Below are 20,412 nucleotides of genomic sequence, written 5' to 3'. Positions count from 1 at the left end.
GGTATACAATGCGCGCCATCGTGATTTAGCTCAAAAAAGGTGCGTCATGCAGCCCTTCGTCATTGCTCCATCGATTCTCTCTGCCGACTTCGCCCGCCTGGGTGAGGAAGTGGACAAGGTGTTGGCCGCCGGTGCCGACTTCGTGCACTTCGATGTCATGGACAACCACTACGTACCCAACCTGACCATCGGCCCGATGGTGTGCGCCGCGTTGCGCAAGTACGGCATCACTGCGCCGATTGATGCGCACTTGATGGTCAGCCCGGTGGACCGTATCGTCGGTGACTTCATCGAGGCGGGTGCGACTTACATCACCTTCCACCCTGAAGCCACGCTGCACGTTGACCGCACACTGCAACTGATCCGCGAAGGCGGCTGCAAGGCGGGCCTGGTATTCAACCCGGCTACTCCGCTGAGCGTGCTTGAGTACGTGATGGACAAGGTCGACATGGTCTTGCTGATGAGCGTCAACCCAGGCTTCGGCGGGCAGAAGTTCATCCCTGGCACCTTGAACAAGCTGCGTGAGGCCCGTGCGCTGATTGATGCGTCGGGGCGTGACATTCGCCTGGAAATCGACGGCGGGGTCAACGTCAACAATATCCGTGAGATCGCCGCAGCGGGCGCCGATACCTTCGTGGCCGGCTCTGCTATCTTCAACGCCCCGGACTACCAGGCCGTCATCGACAAGATGCGTGCCGAACTGGCGCTGGCGCGTCCATGAGCGGTTTTGAGCAGTTGTTCCCCGGCAAATTGCCACGGCTGGTGATGTTCGATCTGGACGGTACCTTGATCGACTCGGTGCCTGACCTGGCGGCCGCGGTGGACCAGATGCTGCTCAAGCTGGGGCGCAAGCCGGCAGGTGTCGAGTCGGTGCGCGAATGGGTCGGCAATGGCGCACCGATGTTGGTGCGCCGGGCCCTGGCCAACGACATCGATGCCACGGGTGTGGATGAGGTAGAGGCAGAGCATGCCTTGGAACTGTTCAATGCCGCTTATGAAAGCAGCCACGAACTGACCGTGGTTTACCCCGGTGTGCGCGACACCCTCAAGTGGTTGAGCAAGCAGGGCGTGGAAATGGCCCTGATCACCAACAAGCCGGAGCGCTTCGTTGCGCCGTTGTTGGACCAGATGAAAATCGGTCGCTACTTCCGCTGGATCATCGGCGGCGATACCTTGCCGCAGAAAAAACCCGACCCTGCGGCGCTGTTTTTCGTAATGAAAATGGCCAATATTCCGGCATCTCAGTCGCTGTTTGTCGGCGATTCACGCAGTGATGTGCTGGCGGCCAAAGCGGCGGGCGTGCAGTGTGTGGCCTTGAGTTATGGTTACAACCATGGCCGGCCGATTGCGGAGGAGTCCCCAGCGCTGGTCATTGATGACCTGCGACTGCTAATCCCCGGTTGCCTGGGCGCTGGCGCTGAGATAACGTTGCCCGACATTGATTCGTCCCCTTCTGGAAATTCCATCGTGGTGGTCACTCGCAAACTCTGGATGAAAGTCATCAAGGCCCTGGCCCGCTGGCGTTGGCGCGCCTGACTGATCCTGGCCGCGTTTGCGGCACGTTTGCCTACCTGACTGTTTGACCCTCACACCACGAGGCACCTCATGACCCGCGAAGAATTCCTGCGTTTGGCCGCTGCCGGCTATAACCGTATCCCCATGGCTTGCGAAACCCTGGCCGACTTCGATACGCCGCTGTCGATCTACTTGAAGCTGGCCGACGAGCCCAACTCCTACCTGCTCGAGTCGGTACAGGGCGGTGAGAAGTGGGGTCGTTACTCGATCATTGGCCTGCCATGCCGCACGGTGCTGCGGGTACACGACCATCATGTGAGCATCACCCATGATGGCGTGGAGATCGAAAGCCATGACGTAGAAGACCCGCTGGCTTTTGTCGAAACCTTCAAGGCGCGCTACAACGTGCCGACCATCGCTGGCCTGCCGCGCTTCAATGGCGGCCTGGTGGGGTACTTCGGCTATGACTGCGTGCGCTATGTGGAGAAGCGCTTGGGCAAATGCCCGAACCCGGACCCGCTGGGCGTGCCGGACATTTTGCTGATGGTGTCCGACGCGGTGGTGGTGTTCGACAACCTCGCCGGCAAGATGCATGCGATTGTTCTTGCCGACCCTGCCCAGGCTGATGCCTTCGAGCAAGGCCAGGCCAACCTGGAAGCGCTGCTTGAGAAACTCCGCCAGCCGATCACCCCGCGTCGCGGCCTGGACCTCAGCCGCCCACCCGCGGCCGACCCGGTGTTCCGCTCAAGCTTTACCCAGGATGACTACGAGCGTGCCGTCGATACCATCAAGGAATACATCCTCGCCGGTGACTGCATGCAAGTGGTGCCATCGCAACGCATGTCCATCGACTTCAAGGCGGCGCCGATTGACCTGTACCGCGCACTGCGTTGCTTCAACCCGACGCCGTATATGTACTTCTTCAATTTTGGCGACTTCCACGTCGTGGGCAGTTCGCCGGAAGTGCTGGTGCGGGTTGAAGACAACCTGATCACCGTGCGCCCGATTGCCGGCACGCGCCCCCGTGGCGCGACCGAAGAAGCCGACGTGGCGCTGGAAGAAGACCTGCTCAGCGACGACAAGGAAATCGCCGAACACCTGATGCTGATCGACCTGGGGCGCAACGACACCGGGCGTGTCTCGGAAATCGGCTCGGTGAAACTGACCGAGAAGATGGTCATTGAGCGGTATTCCAATGTGATGCATATCGTGTCCAACGTCACCGGCGAGCTGAAGGCCGGGCTGACGGCGATGGACGCACTGCGGGCGATTTTGCCGGCGGGCACATTGTCGGGGGCGCCGAAGATCCGTGCGATGGAAATCATCGACGAACTGGAGCCGGTCAAGCGTGGCGTCTACGGCGGCGCCGTCGGGTATTTTGCCTGGAACGGCAATATGGACACCGCCATTGCGATCCGCACGGCCGTGATCAAGGATGGCGAACTTCATGTGCAGGCTGGCGGCGGGATTGTGGCGGACTCGGTGCCGGCCCTTGAGTGGGAAGAAACCCTGAACAAGCGCCGAGCGATGTTCCGTGCCGTGGCATTGGCAGAGCAAACGCCACAAGACTGAAGCTGGAATAAAAAATGTGGGAGCGGGCTTGCCCGCGATGGCGGTGTGTCACTTGAGATATTCAGTGACTGATCCACCGCCATCGCAGGCAAGCCAGCTCCCACATTTGTTTTGCGCAGTATTTAGAAATCCAGACTGACCCCGACATTGATGCTTTGCTGGGTCAAATTGTCATCCTTCCTCAGGTTATACGCCGCGCGCAGTGCCAGGTCCTGAGTCAGCTTGTGGCTGACACCCAGGCTCAAGCGGTCAGAGTTACTGCGAGGCGTATAGCCGTCCAGCTTGAAGTCGATTCCCTGGACGCTGTTGAGCGAAATGTTCACCTTCTGGGTGTCATTTTCAAACTCATGCTCGTGTGCAACTTCGCCAAAAACCTGGGTTTGCGGCGCGATGCGGTAGCTGCCTTGCAGGCCGACGCCCAGGCGCTTGGAGTCGCGTTGTTGATCATCAAAGGTCAGGGCGGTGGAGCGGCTGTTTTTCTCCGAGTAACCATTGACTTCAACCCGCGCGTAATCGGCGCTGATGAACGGCGACAGGTGCCAGTCGCCGCCCGGTGTGGCGATGTCATACCCCACGCGGCCGCTCAGTGCCCAGAGCCAGCCATCGGTATCACCTTTCTCCGAGCCTTCACTGACACCCAGGGCGAACTTGCGCTTGAGGCTGTCGAAGTCCAGCTTGCCGCCGGTCAATGCGGCATCGGCCCACCAGTGATTTTGCTGATACTGAGCGAAAGCCGTGCCCATATAGCTGTTGAGCTTGTAGTCCGAATCATTGGCACCGGCTTCGAGGGTCTGCCGATACAGGCCAGCGGCAACGCCCACGCGCCAGTTTTCATCGAGCCGGTAGCTGCCACCGATATTCAGGTTGTAGCCGCTGCCGTCGCCACTGGCCGAGCTGCTCTGATCATCGAAATCCAGGCGTTGGCCGCCGCCGGCCACTATGGCGCGCCATTGGCCGACGGCTTGCCAACTGCCGTTGTCTGCTTGCCATTGGTTACGCAGCTCGTCCTGGTGGGCGCGCAATGTGCCTTGGGCCATTTCCGGCAGCAAGGTCAGTTCCCACGGCGCGGCGAGTAGCGAATAGGCGTAGTCGGCAATCAAGCGTTGCCCGGCCACAGTAGGGTGGACCGAGTCGTTGTAGATCAGCTTGGTCGGGTCCGGATTGGTACCGCCGATGCCGTAGGTTGGGTTGGCGGTGCAACTGTTGCCGCTGAAGCAGGTGCCGGTCAGGTTCTGGCCGGTGGCGAGGCCGAAGCGGGCCGGATCGGCGAAAGCCTCGTTCAACAACAGCGGGATGTTCAGCGGGATAACCTGCGCATCCACTTGTGACAGGCGCTGTACCAGGGACTGGTTGAAAATATTGCTCAGGGCCGAGGTCGCTGCTTGCTGTGGGGTGCCGTTGATGGCTGGCGTCAGCCCCAGGTCGGGTAGCATCCAGACCATGATGTAGCGTGCGCCGGCCTGTTGCAGAGCCTGGGCGCTGTCCGCCAGACGCCCACCTGCGGCGACCGCTTGAGCGGGGCTGAGTACCCGGCCTTGGAGGAAGTCGTTGCCCCCACCGGAAAGGAAGTAGAGCGCGTTCGGGTCAGCTCTCCCACCATTGGCCGGCAAATAGCCCTGCCGGCTGCGCAACACGGTGCCACCACCGGCATTGCCGGGGGGAATCGCAGCATCGGAGACTGAGGTAATAGAGTCGAGGATATTGTCGGTACGGTAACCACCCACTGCCCAGTTGTTCCCGTCTGGCAAACCTTGGGCTGCGCGAACGGGTGAGGTGGAGGCATTCAGGTCATTGGGGGCTACCCCCAATTTGGCACCCAATAGGGTTGAGGAGACCAGGCCGTACTCACCCTGGAAGTTCGCCCCGGTTCGATTGGTAAAGCGCAACGTGGCACCGGCCGAACCGTCGGGAAACTGGCCTGCATCAGCCAGGCTGTCGCCGAAAACCACCATAGTTGAATAAGGTGACGGGGCTGCGAACGCCTGGGCGCAGGCCAATGACAGGAGGCAGCCGGCAAGGGGCGTGAAAAACGCTGGTCTGAGCATGCAAGATTCCATTCGGTTGTTTTTATGTTGGAAGTGAAACACTAGCAAAATTTCTAGCATTTTCTGTAGGGATATGTGGAATCTGCCTACGTTGGCCCCCGTATTTGCGGCTCCATATTGCACCGCTGGCGAGCCTACGTTACTGTGCCTGAACGTATGAATGAGACCCTCCCCGTGTTGATCATCAGCAAACTCTTGATGCGAGTAGTCAAGGCACACGCCCGTTGGCGTTGGCGCGCCTGACATTTTTCTCTGCCGGCCTGGCCGGACCTGTACCGATTTGCCTTCTTCACCCGTTGCCTGACGCCCCTTGCCAACTCACCCTGGCAACCGGAACGTGCGTCTGGCAGCGGGTCACACTCTTGGAAGGCGGTCATTTGAAATCAGTGAATTCAAGAGGTTTGAACCCACATGTTGCTGATGATTGATAACTACGACTCCTTTACCTACAACGTTGTGCAGTACCTGGGCGAGCTGGGTGCCGAGGTCAAGGTGGTGCGCAACGATGAACTCACTGTTGCCGAAATCGCCGCGTTGAACCCCGAGCGCATCGTCGTCTCACCTGGCCCGTGCACGCCGACCGAAGCGGGCATCTCTCTGGAAGCTATCCAGTATTTCGCCGGCAAGCTGCCGATCCTGGGCGTCTGCCTGGGCCACCAGTCCATCGGCCAGGCGTTTGGCGGTGATGTGGTGCGCGCGCGGGAGGTCATGCACGGCAAGACCAGCCCGGTGTTCCATCGTGACCTGGGTGTGTTCCACGGCCTGAACCTGCCGGTGACCGTGACCCGTTACCACTCACTGGTGGTCAAGCGTGAAACCTTGCCCGAATGCCTGGAATTGACCGCCTGGACCCAATTGGAAGACGGCTCGGTCGACGAGATCATGGGCTTGCGTCACAAGACGCTGAACATCGAAGGGGTGCAATTTCACCCTGAATCAATCCTGACCGAGCAGGGCTACGAGCTGTTCGCCAACTTTCTCAAGCAGAGCGGCGGCACGCGCTAAGGACTTTTCATGGATATCAAGACTGCCCTGAGCCGTATCGTCGGCCATCTGGACCTTAGCACCGCGGAAATGAGCGATGTGATGCGCGAGATCATGACCGGCCAATGCACCGATGCCCAGATCGGCGCCTTTATGATGGCGATGCGCATGAAGAGCGAAAGCATCGACGAAATAGTCGGTGCGGTGTCGGTGATGCGTGAGCTGGCGGACAAGGTCGAGCTCAAGACTCTCGACGGCGTCGTCGATGTGGTGGGCACCGGCGGTGACGGTGCGAATATTTTCAACGTGTCGACCGCCTCATCTTTTGTGGTGGCCGCCGCTGGTTGCACCGTCGCCAAGCACGGTAACCGTGCAGTGTCTGGCAAGAGCGGCAGTGCCGACTTGCTGGAAGCGGCCGGTATTTACCTGAACCTCACGCCGGTGCAAGTAGCGCGCTGCATTGACAGCGTTGGTATCGGCTTCATGTTTGCCCAGTCCCATCATGGCGCAATGAAACACGCTGCCGGCCCGCGTAAGGACCTTGGCTTGCGTACCCTGTTCAACATGCTCGGCCCGCTTACGAATCCGGCCGGTGTGAAGCACCAGGTGGTAGGCGTGTTCAGCCAGGCGCTGTGCCGGCCGCTGGCCGAAGTCTTGCAACGCCTGGGCAGCAAGCATGTGCTGGTGGTGCATTCCAAGGATGGCCTCGACGAGTTCAGCCTGGCGGCGCCGACCTTCGTGGCGGAGCTGAAGAACGACGAGGTCACCGAATATTGGGTCGAGCCCGAAGACCTTGGTATGAAAAGCCAGAGCTTGCACGGCCTGGCGGTGGAAAGCCCGGCAGCTTCGTTGGAATTGATTCGTGATGCCCTGGGGCGTCGCAAGACCGAAAACGGTCAGAAAGCTGCGGAAATGATTGTGCTCAACGCTGGCGCAGCCCTTTACGCCGCCGACCATGCCTATAGTCTCAAGGAAGGTGTCGCCTTGGCCCACGATGCGCTGCACACCGGCCTGGCTCGTGAGAAGCTCGAAGAGCTGGGAGCATTCACCGCCGTATTCAAGATGGAGAATGAAGGATGAGTGTGCCAACCGTTCTGGAAAAGATCCTGGCCCGCAAGGCTGAAGAAGTGGCTGAGCGCCGCGCCCGTGTGAGCCTGGCCGAGTTGGAAGCGCGGGCGAAAACCGCCGATGCGCCACGCGGCTTTGCCAATGCCTTGATCGCCCAGGCCAAGCTCAAGCAGCCGGCCGTGATCGCCGAGGTCAAGAAAGCCTCGCCGAGCAAAGGCGTGATTCGCGAACACTTCGTACCCGCTGAGATCGCCGTCAGTTACGAGAAGGGTGGGGCAACCTGCTTGTCTGTGCTGACGGATATTGACTACTTCCAGGGTTCCGACTCGTTCCTGCAACAGGCGCGCGCTGCGTGCAAGCTGCCGGTGATCCGCAAGGACTTCATGGTCGACCCGTACCAAATCGTCGAAGCTCGTGCCTTGGGTGCCGACTGCGTTTTGCTGATTGTCTCGGCATTGGATGACGTGAAGATGGCGGAGCTGGCGGCCGTGGCCAAAAGCGTCGGCCTGGACGTGTTGGTCGAAGTGCATGACGGCGACGAGCTGGAGCGCGCATTGAAGACCCTCGATACTCCGCTGGTGGGCGTCAACAACCGTAACCTGCATACCTTCGACGTCAGCCTGGAAACTACCCTCGACCTGCTGCCGCGTATTCCGCGCGATCGCTTGGTGATTACCGAGAGTGGCATCGTCAATCGCGCCGATGTGGAATTGATGGAAATCAGTGGTGTGTACTCGTTCCTGGTGGGCGAGACCTTTATGCGCGCCGAGAACCCGGGGGCGGAACTGCAGCGTTTGTTCTTCCCGGAGCGCGGTACGACGATCAGCGGTTCGACACTAGACTGATTTGAAATACGCTCGGAACTGTAGGAGCTGGCTTGCCTGGATAGCGGCGGGTCAGCCAACCTCTGTGTAGCTGACACACCGCTATCGCAGGCAAGCCAGCACCCACATTGGTTTTGTGTTTATTCAGGTAGGTAGGTGTTCGATGCTCCAGCCCGTGATCATGACTGTCGAAGCTGGCCTTGCCGCCGAGCAAGACCTATTGGCAGCCGTTTGCGCGGGTGAGCAGGCATTCGGATTGCTGTTCTGGCAGCCCAGTGACCAAGCGCTGGTCATGCCGCGCCGTTTGAGCCGGCTGCCGGCATTCGCGGTGGCGAGCCAGGTCTCGGCCGATGCGGGTTGGCCGGTATTGCTGCGTGAAACCGGCGGTGAGCCGGTGCCGCAGTCCGGCGCCACGGTCAACATCGCCCTGGTCTATGCCCCACCGCGTAGCGAAGGCGACCAGGGGCGCATCGAAACCGGCTATCAGCGCTTGTGCCAACCGATCTGTGATCTGTTGATCGAGTTGGGTGGCGATGCGTCCGTCGGCGAAATTGACGGTGCGTTTTGCGACGGTCGTTACAACGTCAACCTCAATGGCCGCAAAATGGTGGGCACTGCCCAGCGTTGGCGGCAAAGCGGTGGCCGCCCGGTCGGGTTGGTGCACGGGGCGATGTTGCTGGAGAATGATCGTGAGGAATTGATTGCGGCGGTCAACCGCTTCAATCAAGCCTGCGGCTTGGAGCAGCGGGTTCGCGCCGATAGCCATATCGCACTGCACGAAGCGTTTCCCGCGCCGGACGCGATCCGTCGGCTCGACACGTTGTACCGGCAGATGCTGGCTGGCTTCCTGCCGCTCTAGCGAGTACCGAACACCACCATCGTCTTGCCTTTGACGTGCACCAGGTTGCGTTCTTCCAAATCCTTGAGCACGCGGCCGACCATTTCCCGCGAACACCCGACAATACGTCCGATCTCCTGGCGCGTGACTTTGATCTGCATGCCGTCGGGATGGGTCATGGCGTCGGGTTGTTTGCATAATTCCAGCAGGCAGCGAGCGACGCGGCCAGTGACATCAAAGAACGCCAGGTCGCCGACCTTACGCGTGGTGTCGCGCAGGCGCTGGGCGATCTGACCGCTCAGGGCGTACAAGATGTCCGGATCATGCTGGGCCAATTCGCGAAATTTCGCATAGCTGATTTCGGCCACTTCGCACTCAACTTTGGCCCGTACCCAAGCACTACGTTCCTGCTCTTTGCCTGCTTGTTCAAACAAACCCAGCTCCCCGAAGAAGTCTCCGGCGTTGAGATAGGCAATGATCATCTCACGGCCATCCTCATCCTCGATCAGGATGGTGACCGAGCCTTTGATGATGAAGAACAGGGTTTCTGAACGCTCGCCGGCGCAGATGATGTTGTGTTTGGCCGGATGACGTCGGCGCTGGCAGTGAAGCAGCAGCTTGTCGAGGTTCTTGATCTTGGATGTGGGAGTAAGAGCAACCATGGTTGTATCCCGAAAAAGACTGCGCGGTGTCGTTGGCGTTGTTTTTATCCAGCGGCATCTCATTGATACACGCCGTACAAGACATGGCAATGCGCCATTCATTTGGCGCCAGCTTACCAGACACCTTCTGTCGCGATTAGCCAATTTAGCGGGCAAACGCTGTCATTTATCGATTTTATGCAGGGCGCTGCTGTTTCAAGGCCCTGTGCTAAGCTGGCGACCCTTTTTTAGCAGTGGAGTCTGGGCGATGAAGGCACGCATCCAATGGGCGGGCGAAGCCATGTTCCTCGGTGAGTCGGGCAGCGGCCACGTGGTGGTTATGGATGGCCCGCCGGAAGCCGGCGGTCGGAACCTGGGTGTACGCCCCATGGAAATGTTGCTGCTGGGTGTGGGCGGTTGCAGCAATTTCGACGTGGTCAGCATCTTGAAGAAGTCCCGGCAAGCCGTGGAAAGCTGCGAAGCCTTCCTGGAAGCCGAGCGCGCCACTGAAGACCCCAAGGTTTTTACCAAGATCCATATGCATTTCGTGGTCAAGGGCCGGGCGCTGAAAGACGCTCAGGTCAAGCGTGCCATCGAGCTGTCGGCCGAGAAGTACTGCTCAGCATCGATCATGCTGGGGGCCGCGGGCGTGGTCATTACCCACGACTACGAAATCATCGAGTTGGGTTGATTGCAGCCGGCAAAAGAAAGGGCGCTTCGGGCGCCCTTTTTTTCGGTTCAGATTCGATAGGTGCTTTTGGTCATGACCTTGGCCAGCAGGCTCATGCCGAACCGTACCGGGGCTGGAAAGCGGAAGCCGCCCGCGTCCAGCGCGCTCTCTGCGTGGTGTTCTTCATCGATGCGCATCTGCTCAAGAATGGCCCGTGACTTTTCGTCTTCGGCCGGCAGTTGCTCCAGGTGTTCGTCCAGGTGCTTGCACACCTGATGTTCTGTCGCGGCCACAAACCCCAGGCTGACTTTGTCGCTGATCAGCCCGGCAGCCGCGCCGATACCAAACGACAAGCCATAAAAAAGTGGGTTGAGCACGCTGGGATGGCTGCCCAACTGGCGGATGCGTTGTTCGCACCAGGCCAGATGGTCGATCTCTTCCTCGGCCGCATGCTCCATCGCCGTGCGTACCTGTGGCAACTTGGCGGTCAGCGCCTGGCCCTGGTACAACGCCTGGGCACAGACTTCACCGGTATGGTTAATGCGCATCAGGCCAGCGACGTGACGGGTATCGGTGTCGCTCAGCTGTACATCCGGCTGCACGATGGCGGGCGAGGGACGGTAGGGCTGGCCGCTGAACGGCAGCAGGGTGCGCATGGCCGTGTCGGCTTGCAGCAACAGACGGTCAATCGGCGAGTAGTGACGTTGGGTAGTCATGCTGACCTCCGGGAAGAATCTCGGCGGCCAGTTTACCGCAAGAGAGCGTCCAGCGTTTGTGCTGAGTCAATTTGCCCTTGTGCACTCAGCCCGGTGGCCAGTTCATCTGGCGCTGACCCAGCACGTGCATATGGATGTGGTAAACGGTTTGCCCGCCGTCTTCATTGCAATTCATCACCACACGAAAGCCTTTTTCGCAGCCTTGTTCCACGGCCAGGCGTTGGGCGGTGAACAGGATATGGCCGGCCAGCGCCTTGTCGTCCTCGGTCAGGTCGTTGAGGGTACGAATGGGCTTTTTCGGGATAACCAGGAAATGCACTGGCGCCTGCGGGGCGATATCGTGAAAAGCCAGGACTTGGTCATCTTCATAGATGATCTTCGCCGGTATTTCCCTGTTGATGATCTTGGTGAACAGAGTATCCACAGCTGTATCTCCATCGTGAAAGGTGAGGTGAGTGTACGTAGGCCATCAGCGTGGGCAATAGGCCTTGTTGATGGCGCCGGCAATTTTGCGGGTGAGCCAGCGGGGGCTCAGGCGTGGGCTGAACGTCAGCCAACGATTGCGGCGCCCGGGAATGATGATGGCCTTGTTCTTTTCCAGCGCCCGCACGGTGTACAGCGCGACTTCTTCCGGGCTCATCAGTTGCTGGCTGCGGTCGAGTTTCGCCGTATCCATCTGCGCGGTGCCGAAGAATGCGGTGCGCGTGGGGCCGGGGCACAGCACTGAAACCTTGATGCCGCAGGTCTTCAATTCCTCGCGCAGCCCTTCGGAGAAGTGCAATACGTAGGCTTTGCTGGCGTAGTAGCTACTCATCCACGGCCCAGGCTGGAAGGCGGCGACCGAAGCCACATTGAGGATTTGCCCGCCGCCATGCAGGGCCATCGCATTGCCCAGTGCGTGGCACATGCGGGTCAAGGCCAGGATGTTGACCTCGATGAGGTCCTGCTCGGTCATCCAGTCCTGGGCCAGGAACGGCCCGCTGGTGCCGATGCCGGCGCAGTTGACCAGCAGGTCGATCTGTCGCTCACCCTCTTCGAGCTCCAGCAAAAAGCCGGACAAACGCAGCGGCTCGCCCAAATCACAGGCACGAAACAGCACCTCGACGCCGAAGCGTTGGGTCAACTCCAATGCAATGCTTTCCAACTGATCACGCTGGCGGGCCAACAGAATCAAGCTACGGCCGCGCCGTGCCAAGGCCTCGGCCAATGCCAGGCCGATGCCACTGGAGGCGCCGGTGATCAGAGCGTAACGGGTCATGCCTTTCTCCATCGCTACGCCACCGGCCTATGACAGTGCGTCACAGGCGGCGGGCGTTTCTTCACTGTTCTGGAGAGTCTACAGGTTCGGCTGCATCGTCAGCACTTTGCGCTTCGGCTTCGTCAACGATAGCGCTTTGATCGGCGTCTGCATCGGAGGTAATGGAGCTGCTTTCGTAGCTGCTGTCCATGTTGGCTTCAAGCTGGTCCAGGTAGCCATTCATACCCAGGGTGACGACGATGATGAGCATCAAGGGAATGAACGCCAGCCACAGCGAGGCCAGGATTTTCACCGCAGTGGAGTTGCGTGGTGGTGGCGCGCCGTATTGGTTGGCGCCCGTGTTGCCTGGCAATACCAGCAACAGCAACGGGAAAACACTGTTAACCAGCGGAACCAGGTTGAGCAGGTACAGCCAGCCAGACCAGCCCAGGTCATGCAGGCGCTGCACGCCGATTTGCACGCTCACCACTACCAGTGCCACAAACAGCGCGAAACCCAGCAGCGAGCCAATAATGATGGCGATGGTTGGCGAGGCTGTCGCCACCGCGAAGCCCACCGTACTGATGATGCCCGCTGCCACCAGCATCGCGACGGTCAGTGCCAGCGTCCAAGCCAGGTAGCGCAGGCGCCCGATGCGCCCGTGGATGGTGAATACCTTTAGGGTGGCGAACTCCGGCAGGTCGTCGCCAACTGCGGCGCGTGGCGGTGCATAAGGTGACGCAGCGGCGGGGTCAGAGGTTGACGAGTCCGTCTCGTGGGTTTCTGCAAGGTTGAACGCCACGGGTTGTTCGGCCTCGATGCGAGCGTCGATCCCGGCATTGTGCAGTGCCGTCAGGTAAGTTTGCGCGTCGGGCTGGGACAGGTCGCGCTTGAGCGCGACGGGGCGGCCGGTGAAGAGTTTTTCGATTGCTTCAACATCGCTTTTGAATAGTTCGGCGAGGTTCAGCTTGGCGGTGGTGCTTTCGACACCTGGGCGCAAGGCTCCGTCAAACACAATCTTGAAACGGCTGTCGCTCATGCGGGCATCCTTGTCACTTAATCAGGGAGAGTATGCAGGCCTGTCCAGTTGGCAGGCCCGGCAGTGGGTCAGCGTGGCCAGCGCAGTTGCGCGGCGTGCTCGCGTGCTTTGCGGTATTCGGCATCCAGGCGCGCTATGAGCTCATCCACAGTGGGTACATCATTGATCTCACCGACGCCTTGGCCAGCAGACCATACAGTTTTCCACGCTTTGGCCTCATCGCTCAATGGCTTGAGCTTGGAACCGAAATTGACTTCACCCTTGCCTTGAAGCGCAGCAAGGTCAAAACCGGCATTTTCCAGGCTCTGGCGCATAAAGCTTGCAGGTACGCCGGAGACTGCAGGAGTGTGCACGATGTCGGCAGCGCGGGATGTGAGCAGCATCTCCTTATAGGCATCCGGTGCCTGACTTTCGGTGGTGCCGATAAAGCGCGTACCGAAATATGCCAGGTCTGCCCCCAGCATCTGGGCGGCAAGAATTTCGTGCCCATGGTTAAGGCAGCCCGCCAGCAGCAGGGTTTTGTCGAAGAACTGGCGAATTTCGGCAATCAGCGAAAAGGGGCTCCAGGTGCCAGCGTGGCCACCCGCGCCAGCGGCTACGGCAATCAGGCCGTCTACGCCGGCTTCAGCGGCTTTTTCCGCATGGCGTCGGGTAGTAACGTCATGAAATACCAGGCCGCCGTAGCTATGAACCGCGTCCACCAGTTCCTTTACCGCACCGAGGCTGGTGATGACGATGGGCACCTTGTGCTCGACGCAGATCGCCAGGTCAGCCTCCAGCCGCGGGTTGCTGTTGTGCACGATCAGGTTCACGGCATAGGGCGCAGGATTGTCCAGCAGCGCCAAGCCCGCTTCGATTTCTTCCAGCCAGGCCTTGAAGCCGCTGCTTTCGCGTTGGTTGAGCGCCGGGAAACTTCCCACTACCCCGTTGCGACAGCAGGCCAGGACCAGTTGCGGATTTGAGATCAGAAACATCGGCGCGGCCACCACGGGCAGGCGCAGACGTTGTTCCAGCAGAGCGGGCAGCGACATTGGAGGTTCCCCGAGTAATTGACGTTAGAACGGTTTGACCACGACCAAAATTACGATAGCCAGCAATATCAGAACCGGGACCTCATTGAACCAGCGATAAAAGACATGGCTGCGGGTGTTTTCGCCACGGGCGAAGCGCTTTACCTGTGCGCCGCACATGTGGTGATAGCCAATCAGCAGGACGACCAGGGTCAGCTTGGCGTGGATCCAGGCCCCCGACTGGAAAATGCCGGGGTTGAGGGCCAGCATCCAGATGCCGAAGACCAGTGTGGCAACCATCGCCGGGCCCATGATGCCACGGTACAACTTGCGCTCCATGATGCTGAAGCGCTCCTTGCTGACGGTGTCTTCGCTTTGGGCGTGGTAGACGAACAGGCGCGGCAGGTAGAACAGCCCGGCAAACCAGCAAACGATGCTGACGATATGGAAGGCTTTGACCCATAGATAGAGCATTTTAGTTATTCCCAGGTTCACGGTAGCGAAGATAGTAGTGGCTCATGCGCCCGTACGTCACGTTGACGGTTGTCGCAGGACGATACGGCCCCTATTATCGACGGCTTTCCAGTGGGTTCGTTGAGGGCAGGTTTATGGTCAAGGTCGGTATCGTCGGCGGCACGGGTTACACCGGTGTCGAATTGCTGCGTCTGTTGGCTCAGCATCCGCAGGTTGAGGTGGTGGTCATCACTTCCCGATCCGAAGCCGGGCTGGCCGTGGCCGATATGTACCCGAACCTGCGAGGCCACTATGACGGTCTGGCGTTCAGTGTGCCGGACACCAAGACCCTGGCTGCCTGCGACGTGGTGTTCTTCGCCACGCCTCACGGTGTGGCTCATGCGTTGGCCGGCGAGCTGCTGGCGGCCGGCACCAAGGTTATCGACTTGTCGGCAGACTTCCGTCTGCAGGACGCCGATGAGTGGGCCAAATGGTACGGCCAGCCCCATGGTGCGCCGCAGCTGTTGGAAGAGGCGGTTTACGGCCTGCCGGAAGTCAATCGTGAGCAGATCAAGCAAGCGCGCCTGATTGCCGTGCCGGGTTGCTATCCGACGGCGACGCAATTGGGCTTTCTGCCATTGCTGGAGGCTGGCTTGGCGGATGCGTCGCGCCTGATCGCGGACTGCAAGTCGGGCGTCAGTGGTGCGGGCCGTGGTGCGGCGGTAGGTTCGCTTTACTCCGAAACGTCGGAAAGCATGAAAGCCTATGCGGTAAAAGGTCATAGGCACTTGCCGGAAATCCGCCAGGGTTTGCGTCGCGCTGCCGGCCAGGATGTGGGGCTGACCTTCGTGCCGCACCTGACACCGATGATCCGCGGGATTCACTCCACGCTGTATGCGACCGTCACCGATCGCTCGGTAGACCTGCAGTCGCTGTTTGAAAAGCGTTATGCCAATGAGCCGTTCGTCGATGTGATGCCGGCCGGTAGCCATCCGGAAACGCGCAGCGTGCGTGGTGCCAATGTGTGCCGTATTGCGGTGCATCGTCCGCAGGATGGCGACCTGGTGGTGGTGTTGTCGGTGATCGACAACCTGGTCAAGGGCGCTTCGGGCCAGGCGGTGCAGAACATGAACATCCTGTTCGGCCTGGACGAGAAGTTGGGCCTGTCCCACGCGGGGATGTTGCCTTAACGCGGGCTCACCGTTGCGCAAAAGGCCCGTTGATCGGGCCTTTTGCATTTTTAATGGTCGCTGGGCGGATTGATATACCGTAACAATAGTTGACCGCTTTTCTAGGAGAAGCGGATAATACCGGCCATTACGCATATGGCGGCGCTACGCCGGGAGATTATCAGCATGAGCGTTGAATCCTTCACCCCCACGGCTTTGCAATTCACCCACGGTGCTGCGCACAAGGTGAAGAGCCTGGTCGATGAAGAGGGTAATGATCGCTTGAAGCTGCGCGTATTCGTTACGGGCGGCGGTTGTTCAGGGTTTCAGTACGGTTTTACCTTCGATGAAGATGTGGCCGATGACGACACTATCGTTGAGCGCGAGGGTGTGAGCCTGGTCGTGGATCCGATGAGCTTCCAATACCTGACAGGTGCCGAGGTGGATTATCAGGAAGGTCTGGAAGGCTCGCGTTTCGTGATCAAGAACCCTAATGCCACCACGACATGTGGTTGCGGGTCTTCGTTCTCGATCTGATCGGTAGCAGATACAAAAACGCCGCTTGGCTTTTACGGGCCAAGCGGCGTTTTGCTGTCTGGGGTCAGGCGGGGTAGATCGCGCCAAGCACTCGAAGCCCACGTGCGCCAGTGACGCTGGGGCGATTGGCGGCGATGCCTTCCAGGCAGCAATGTGCCAGCCAGGCGAAGGCCATTGCTTCTACCCAGTCAGGATCTACGCCGTAGGCCGCTGTAGTGCTGACATGAGTGGAAGGCAGCAACGTTGTCAGCCGGCTCATCAGTGCCCCGTTATGGGCGCCGCCCCCGCAGATCAGCAAGGTTGTTGTGTCAATCTGGGCGCTTTGCAGGGACTCGACGATGGTCAGGGCGGTCAGCTCCAGCAGGGTGGCCTGTACGTCTTGGGGTTCAAAGGCGGGCAAACGGCCAAGGTGCTGCTGCAGCCAGGCCAGGTTGAACACTTCGCGGCCCGTACTTTTTGGGCCTTTGGTCATGAAGAACGGATCGCTGAGCAACGTATTGAGCAGTTGGGGTTGGACCTTGCCGCTGGCCGCCCATTGCCCGTCCCGATCAAAGTGTTCGCCGCGCTGCAGGTTAATCCAGGCATCGAGGAGGACGTTCCCCGGGCCGCAGTCGAAACCGGCGACAGGCTCGCCCGTCTCGATCAGGCTGAGGTTGCTGAACCCGCCGACATTCAATACCGCGCGATTGCCCGTCTGCTCGCCGAACAAGGCTTCATGAAAGGCTGGAACCAATGGAGCGCCTTGGCCGCCGGCAGCGACATCGCGGCTGCGGAAGTCGCTGACGACGGTGATGTCTGTCAGCTCGGTGAGAAGGGCAGGGTTGCCGATCTGAACGGTAAAGCCTCGGGCGGGTTCATGGCGAATCGTCTGGCCATGGCTGCCAATCGCCCGAATGTCCTGAGGCTTGAGGTTCTGTTGAGCCATCAAGGCGTGGATGCCTTGTGCAGCGAGCGTTACCCATTGTTGCTGGGCGATTGCCGAGCGGGCGATTTCATCCGGGCCGCTGGCGCATAGGCTCAGCAGTTCTGTGCGCAAGGCGTCAGGCATCGGGATGTAATGAGTGGCGATCAGATTGACCGCCGCGCCTTGTTCGATAAGGGCGATATCCAGGCCGTCGAGGCTGGTCCCGGACATCACACCGATATAGAGCGGCATACCTTAACGCTTCGCCGAAGCCAGCATGGTGGAGCGCTCTTGATCCATGCGTGCCATCAGCGGCTGGCTCTGCTGCATGAAGCGCGCGCGTTCGGCCTTGGCAATCGGGTCAGCCATCGGCAGCTTCTGGCCCAATGGGTCGACGTGTACGCCGTTGACCTGGAACTCGTAGTGCAAGTGCGGGCCGGTGGAGAGGCCGGTAGTGCCGATGTAGCCGATCACTTGCCCCTGTTTCACGTTGCCGCCAGTCTTGACGCCCTTGGCAAAGCCTTGCATGTGGCCGTACAGCGTGCGGTAAGTGTTGCCGTGCTGGATGATCACCGTATTGCCGTAGCCACCCCGGCGCCCTGCCAACAAGACCTTGCCGTCGCCCGCCGCTTTGATTGGCGTGCCACGCGGCGCGGCATAGTCGACGCCCTTGTGTGCGCGAATTTTGTTCAGAATTGGATGCTTGCGGCCCATGGAGAAACGCGAGCTAATACGAGCAAAGTCAACGGGGGTACGGATGAAAGCCTTGCGCATGCTGTTGCCATCAGCTGTGTAGTAGCTGCTGTTGCCTTGTTTGTTGGTGTAGCGCACGGCGGTGTAGGTTTTGCCACGGTTGGTGAAGCGTGCAGACAGGATGTTACCAGTGCCCACGACTTTTCCGTTGGCTACTTTCTGCTCGTAGATCACGTCGAACTCATCGCCTTGACGGATGTCCTGGGCGAAGTCGATGTCGTAGCCAAAAACGCTGGCCATGTCCATGGTCATGCTGTGCGACAGGCCCGCACGCGCGGCCGATTGCGACAGGGAGCTGTTGATCACGCCATGTACGTAGGCGGAACGCATGACGGGTTTGGTGGTGATTCGGTTGAATGCGAAGCCTTTGGCGCCTTTGCTCAGGCTGATGCTTTCCAGGTCGCTGATACTGGTGTGCAGGTTGTTCAGCTGGCCGTCTGGCGTCAGCTCAAACTCGAGCTTTTGGCCACGTTTGAGCTGAGTGAATTGCTTGGCTTGCTTATCGCTGGCGAGCACTTCATTTACAGCAGCGGCAGGCAATCCAACCTTTTCGAACAGGGTAGATAGTGTGTCGCCTTTGCCCACGATGACTTCGCGGTGCTGGGGATTCTTGGCTGCGGCTGCCGCAGGTGCTTCCTGGGTGGCTTGTTGAGTGTCTTCTGGAGTGCTTTCGATCTGTGCGAAAGGTGATTCGGCCGGAGCATTTGTGGCTTGTTGAGCGTCGGAAGCGTCTTGATCTTGTGTCAGTTGTTCAACTGGGCTTTCCAGATCGAGGCTCAGGGATGTTCGTTTGGCTTCAACGTCACTGGAAGGGAATACCAGCAGTGCCAGGCTGAGAAGGGCGGCGATACCACTTGCGGCGAGCAGGTGGGTCTTCGGGTAAAGCGGCGGCGCTTTAGACGGTTCAGTGGTCATAAGTAATTTTGACTTTGAAGATGAAATGGAAAAGATGAATGACATGATGAAGATGAAATAACTGTATAAAATATAACCAAATCATCTGTGGCGCAAGCTCGCGAACGCTGGGCTTGCTGAACGGTGTCCGTGCGCAGGGCAAAACTTGTAATTAGTCCCTGATCTTGTATGGTTGGTTCCCTTTTGAATCTGAGCCTTGCAGGTCTGTTATGAAGTCGGTTGAAGAGCAGCTAGCGCTGATAAAACGTGGTGCGGAAGAACTGTTGGTCGAGGCCGAGCTGATCGAAAAGCTCAAGCGTGGCCAACCCCTGCGTATCAAGGCTGGCTTTGATCCGACTGCGCCGGATCTGCACCTGGGTCATACCGTGCTTATTAATAAGCTGCGTCAGTTTCAGGAGTTGGGCCATCAGGTCATCTTCCTTATAGGTGACTTCACTGGGATGATCGGTGATCCAAGCGGCAAGAGCGCTACGCGCCCGCCGCTGACTCGTGAGCAGGTGCTCGATAATGCCGAGACCTACAAGACCCAGGTATTCAAGATCCTTGATCCAGCCAAGACTGAGGTGGCGTTCAACTCCACTTGGATGGACAAAATGGGGCCGGCAGATTTCATTCGTCTGACGTCCCAGTACACCGTGGCACGCATGCTCGAGCGCGATGACTTCGACAAGCGCTACTCGACCAATCAGCCAATCGCCATCCATGAGTTCCTTTACCCGCTGGTTCAAGGGTACGACTCGGTGGCGCTGCGCGCGGACGTTGAGTTGGGTGGCACCGATCAGAAGTTCAACCTGCTGATGGGGCGTGAATTGCAACGCGCCTATGGTCAGGAGGCTCAGTGCATTCTGACCATGCCGCTGTTGGAAGGCTTGGATGGCGTCAAGAAGATGTCCAAGTCTCTGGGGAACTATGTCGGTATCCAGGAAGCACCAGGTGTGATGTACGGCAAGTTGGTGTCTATTCCGGATGCGCTGATGTGGCGCTACTTCGAGCTGTTGAGCTTCCGCTCGATGGACGAGATCAATGCGCTGCGTGCGGATGTCGAGGCGGGCGCTAATCCTCGCGATGTGAAGATTAAGCTGGCTGAAGAAATCGTTGCGCGTTTCCATGGTGAGGAGGCTGCGGCCAGCGCTCACCGCGCGGCAGGTAATCGCATGAAAGACGGCGAGCTGCCTGACGATCTGCCGGAAATTGAATTGACTGCTGCTGAGGCGATGCCGATTGCGGCTGTGCTTAATAAAGCTGGCTTAGTGAAGAATTCGGCGGTCGCGCGTGATCTCTTGGGTTCGGGCGGTGTACGTATAGATGGTGAGGTGGTTGATCGCACCTTTATATATGAGCTGGGCGCGACTCACGTTTGCCAGGCGGGGAAGAAGGCATTTGCGCGTATTACGCTCAAATCCGAACAAGTCTGAAAATAGGTGTTGACGGCGAATTATAACTGTCTATAATTCGCCCCACTTCCGGCGCAGTCGAAACGGAAAACTCCTTGGTAAACAATGAGTTATGCAGTTTTCGGCAG

21 protein-coding genes are annotated in these 20,412 nt (G+C 59.2%); 11 read left to right on the top strand and 10 right to left on the bottom strand.

Translation table 11 applies throughout. The features are described 5' to 3' along the window. Nucleotides 1-46 precede the first annotated feature (46 nt). The 3 genes from rpe (at nt 47) to trpE (ending at nt 3,087) form a co-directional block, all read left to right on the top strand. Nucleotides 47-721 (top strand): ribulose-phosphate 3-epimerase, encoded by a 675-nt coding sequence (rpe, locus tag AC1RAC_RS20045; protein ID WP_003194703.1) that lies wholly within the window; start codon nt 47-49, stop codon nt 719-721. Next, nucleotides 718-1,536: a phosphoglycolate phosphatase gene (locus AC1RAC_RS20040; RefSeq protein ID WP_034128815.1), complete on the top strand. Its 819-nt coding sequence runs from the start codon at nt 718-720 to the stop codon at nt 1,534-1,536. Before rpe ends, AC1RAC_RS20040 begins: the two co-directional genes overlap by 4 nt. Before the next feature lie 69 nt (nt 1,537-1,605). Continuing rightward, nucleotides 1,606-3,087 carry an anthranilate synthase component I gene (trpE, locus tag AC1RAC_RS20035; RefSeq protein WP_034128814.1) on the top strand — a complete coding sequence of 494 codons (1,482 nt, stop codon included), beginning with the start codon at nt 1,606-1,608 and terminating at the stop codon, nt 3,085-3,087. Between the two features lie 122 nt (nt 3,088-3,209). Here the strand turns inward: trpE and estP are convergent, their stop codons facing one another. Then, nucleotides 3,210-5,132 (bottom strand): esterase EstP, encoded by a 1,923-nt coding sequence (gene estP / locus AC1RAC_RS20030; protein WP_054920684.1) that lies wholly within the window; start codon nt 5,130-5,132, stop codon nt 3,210-3,212. A 411-nt stretch (nt 5,133-5,543) separates the two neighbouring features. On the opposite strand from estP, the gene AC1RAC_RS20025 reads away from it, so the two are divergent. The 4 genes from AC1RAC_RS20025 (at nt 5,544) to AC1RAC_RS20010 (ending at nt 8,867) form a co-directional block, all read left to right on the top strand. After that, on the top strand, nt 5,544-6,137 hold the full coding sequence (locus AC1RAC_RS20025) for an aminodeoxychorismate/anthranilate synthase component II (RefSeq protein ID WP_032895052.1): 594 nt from the start codon (nt 5,544-5,546) through the stop codon (nt 6,135-6,137). Between the two features lie 9 nt (nt 6,138-6,146). Continuing rightward, nucleotides 6,147-7,196 (top strand): anthranilate phosphoribosyltransferase, encoded by a 1,050-nt coding sequence (gene trpD / locus AC1RAC_RS20020; RefSeq protein ID WP_003194694.1) that lies wholly within the window; start codon nt 6,147-6,149, stop codon nt 7,194-7,196. Beyond that, nucleotides 7,193-8,029: an indole-3-glycerol phosphate synthase TrpC gene (gene trpC / locus AC1RAC_RS20015; protein ID WP_054920682.1), complete on the top strand. Its 837-nt coding sequence runs from the start codon at nt 7,193-7,195 to the stop codon at nt 8,027-8,029. Before trpD ends, trpC begins: the two co-directional genes overlap by 4 nt. 142 nt (nt 8,030-8,171) lie before the next feature. Next, nucleotides 8,172-8,867, top strand: coding sequence for a lipoate--protein ligase family protein (locus AC1RAC_RS20010; protein ID WP_054920679.1), 696 nt, complete (start codon nt 8,172-8,174; stop codon nt 8,865-8,867). Here AC1RAC_RS20010 and crp read toward each other — a convergent pair. Next, nucleotides 8,864-9,508: a cAMP-activated global transcriptional regulator CRP gene (gene crp, locus AC1RAC_RS20005; RefSeq protein WP_054920677.1), complete on the bottom strand. Its 645-nt coding sequence runs from the start codon at nt 9,506-9,508 to the stop codon at nt 8,864-8,866. The genes AC1RAC_RS20010 and crp overlap by 4 nt on opposite strands. Before the next feature lie 247 nt (nt 9,509-9,755). Between crp and AC1RAC_RS20000 the strand changes: the two genes are divergently transcribed. After that, a complete protein-coding gene (locus AC1RAC_RS20000) occupies nt 9,756-10,178 on the top strand; it encodes an OsmC family protein (RefSeq protein ID WP_054920675.1) in 423 nt (140 codons plus the stop codon). Between the two features lie 47 nt (nt 10,179-10,225). On the opposite strand, the gene coq7 is transcribed toward AC1RAC_RS20000, so the two are convergent. From coq7 to hemJ, 6 genes are all read right to left on the bottom strand, one after another. Then, on the bottom strand, nt 10,226-10,873 hold the full coding sequence (gene coq7, locus AC1RAC_RS19995; RefSeq protein ID WP_054920673.1) for a 2-polyprenyl-3-methyl-6-methoxy-1,4-benzoquinone monooxygenase: 648 nt from the start codon (nt 10,871-10,873) through the stop codon (nt 10,226-10,228). Nucleotides 10,874-10,958: 85 nt separating this feature from the next. Beyond that, nucleotides 10,959-11,297: a histidine triad nucleotide-binding protein gene (locus AC1RAC_RS19990; protein WP_003194682.1), complete on the bottom strand. Its 339-nt coding sequence runs from the start codon at nt 11,295-11,297 to the stop codon at nt 10,959-10,961. A 45-nt stretch (nt 11,298-11,342) separates the two neighbouring features. Further along, nucleotides 11,343-12,131, bottom strand: coding sequence for an SDR family NAD(P)-dependent oxidoreductase (locus tag AC1RAC_RS19985; RefSeq protein ID WP_054920670.1), 789 nt, complete (start codon nt 12,129-12,131; stop codon nt 11,343-11,345). A 61-nt stretch (nt 12,132-12,192) separates the two neighbouring features. Continuing rightward, on the bottom strand, nt 12,193-13,149 hold the full coding sequence (locus AC1RAC_RS19980) for a DUF805 domain-containing protein (RefSeq protein WP_054920668.1): 957 nt from the start codon (nt 13,147-13,149) through the stop codon (nt 12,193-12,195). Between the two features lie 68 nt (nt 13,150-13,217). After that, nucleotides 13,218-14,180 (bottom strand): NAD(P)H-dependent flavin oxidoreductase, encoded by a 963-nt coding sequence (locus tag AC1RAC_RS19975; protein WP_054920666.1) that lies wholly within the window; start codon nt 14,178-14,180, stop codon nt 13,218-13,220. A 24-nt stretch (nt 14,181-14,204) separates the two neighbouring features. Beyond that, on the bottom strand, nt 14,205-14,633 hold the full coding sequence (gene hemJ, locus AC1RAC_RS19970; protein WP_003194674.1) for a protoporphyrinogen oxidase HemJ: 429 nt from the start codon (nt 14,631-14,633) through the stop codon (nt 14,205-14,207). A gap of 134 nt (nt 14,634-14,767) precedes the next feature. On the opposite strand from hemJ, the gene argC reads away from it, so the two are divergent. Further along, nucleotides 14,768-15,802, top strand: coding sequence for an N-acetyl-gamma-glutamyl-phosphate reductase (argC, locus tag AC1RAC_RS19965; RefSeq protein WP_259038915.1), 1,035 nt, complete (start codon nt 14,768-14,770; stop codon nt 15,800-15,802). Nucleotides 15,803-15,967: 165 nt separating this feature from the next. Beyond that, complete coding sequence (erpA, locus tag AC1RAC_RS19960; RefSeq protein ID WP_492616924.1) at nt 15,968-16,318, top strand: iron-sulfur cluster insertion protein ErpA; 351 nt, start codon at nt 15,968-15,970, stop codon at nt 16,316-16,318. A gap of 64 nt (nt 16,319-16,382) precedes the next feature. Here the strand turns inward: erpA and AC1RAC_RS19955 are convergent, their stop codons facing one another. Both AC1RAC_RS19955 and AC1RAC_RS19950 read right to left on the bottom strand, forming a co-directional pair. After that, a complete protein-coding gene (locus AC1RAC_RS19955) occupies nt 16,383-17,474 on the bottom strand; it encodes an anhydro-N-acetylmuramic acid kinase (RefSeq protein WP_054896810.1) in 1,092 nt (363 codons plus the stop codon). 3 nt (nt 17,475-17,477) lie between these two features. After that, nucleotides 17,478-18,890 carry a peptidoglycan DD-metalloendopeptidase family protein gene (locus AC1RAC_RS19950; RefSeq protein ID WP_054896811.1) on the bottom strand — a complete coding sequence of 471 codons (1,413 nt, stop codon included), beginning with the start codon at nt 18,888-18,890 and terminating at the stop codon, nt 17,478-17,480. A 209-nt stretch (nt 18,891-19,099) separates the two neighbouring features. Between AC1RAC_RS19950 and tyrS the strand changes: the two genes are divergently transcribed. Then, nucleotides 19,100-20,305 (top strand): tyrosine--tRNA ligase, encoded by a 1,206-nt coding sequence (gene tyrS / locus AC1RAC_RS19945; RefSeq protein ID WP_054896812.1) that lies wholly within the window; start codon nt 19,100-19,102, stop codon nt 20,303-20,305. Nucleotides 20,306-20,412 lie beyond the last annotated feature (107 nt).

This window comes from Pseudomonas sp. GW823-FHT02F05, assembly GCF_058797315.1.
This window is presented reverse-complemented; position numbering and strand designations above follow the sequence as displayed.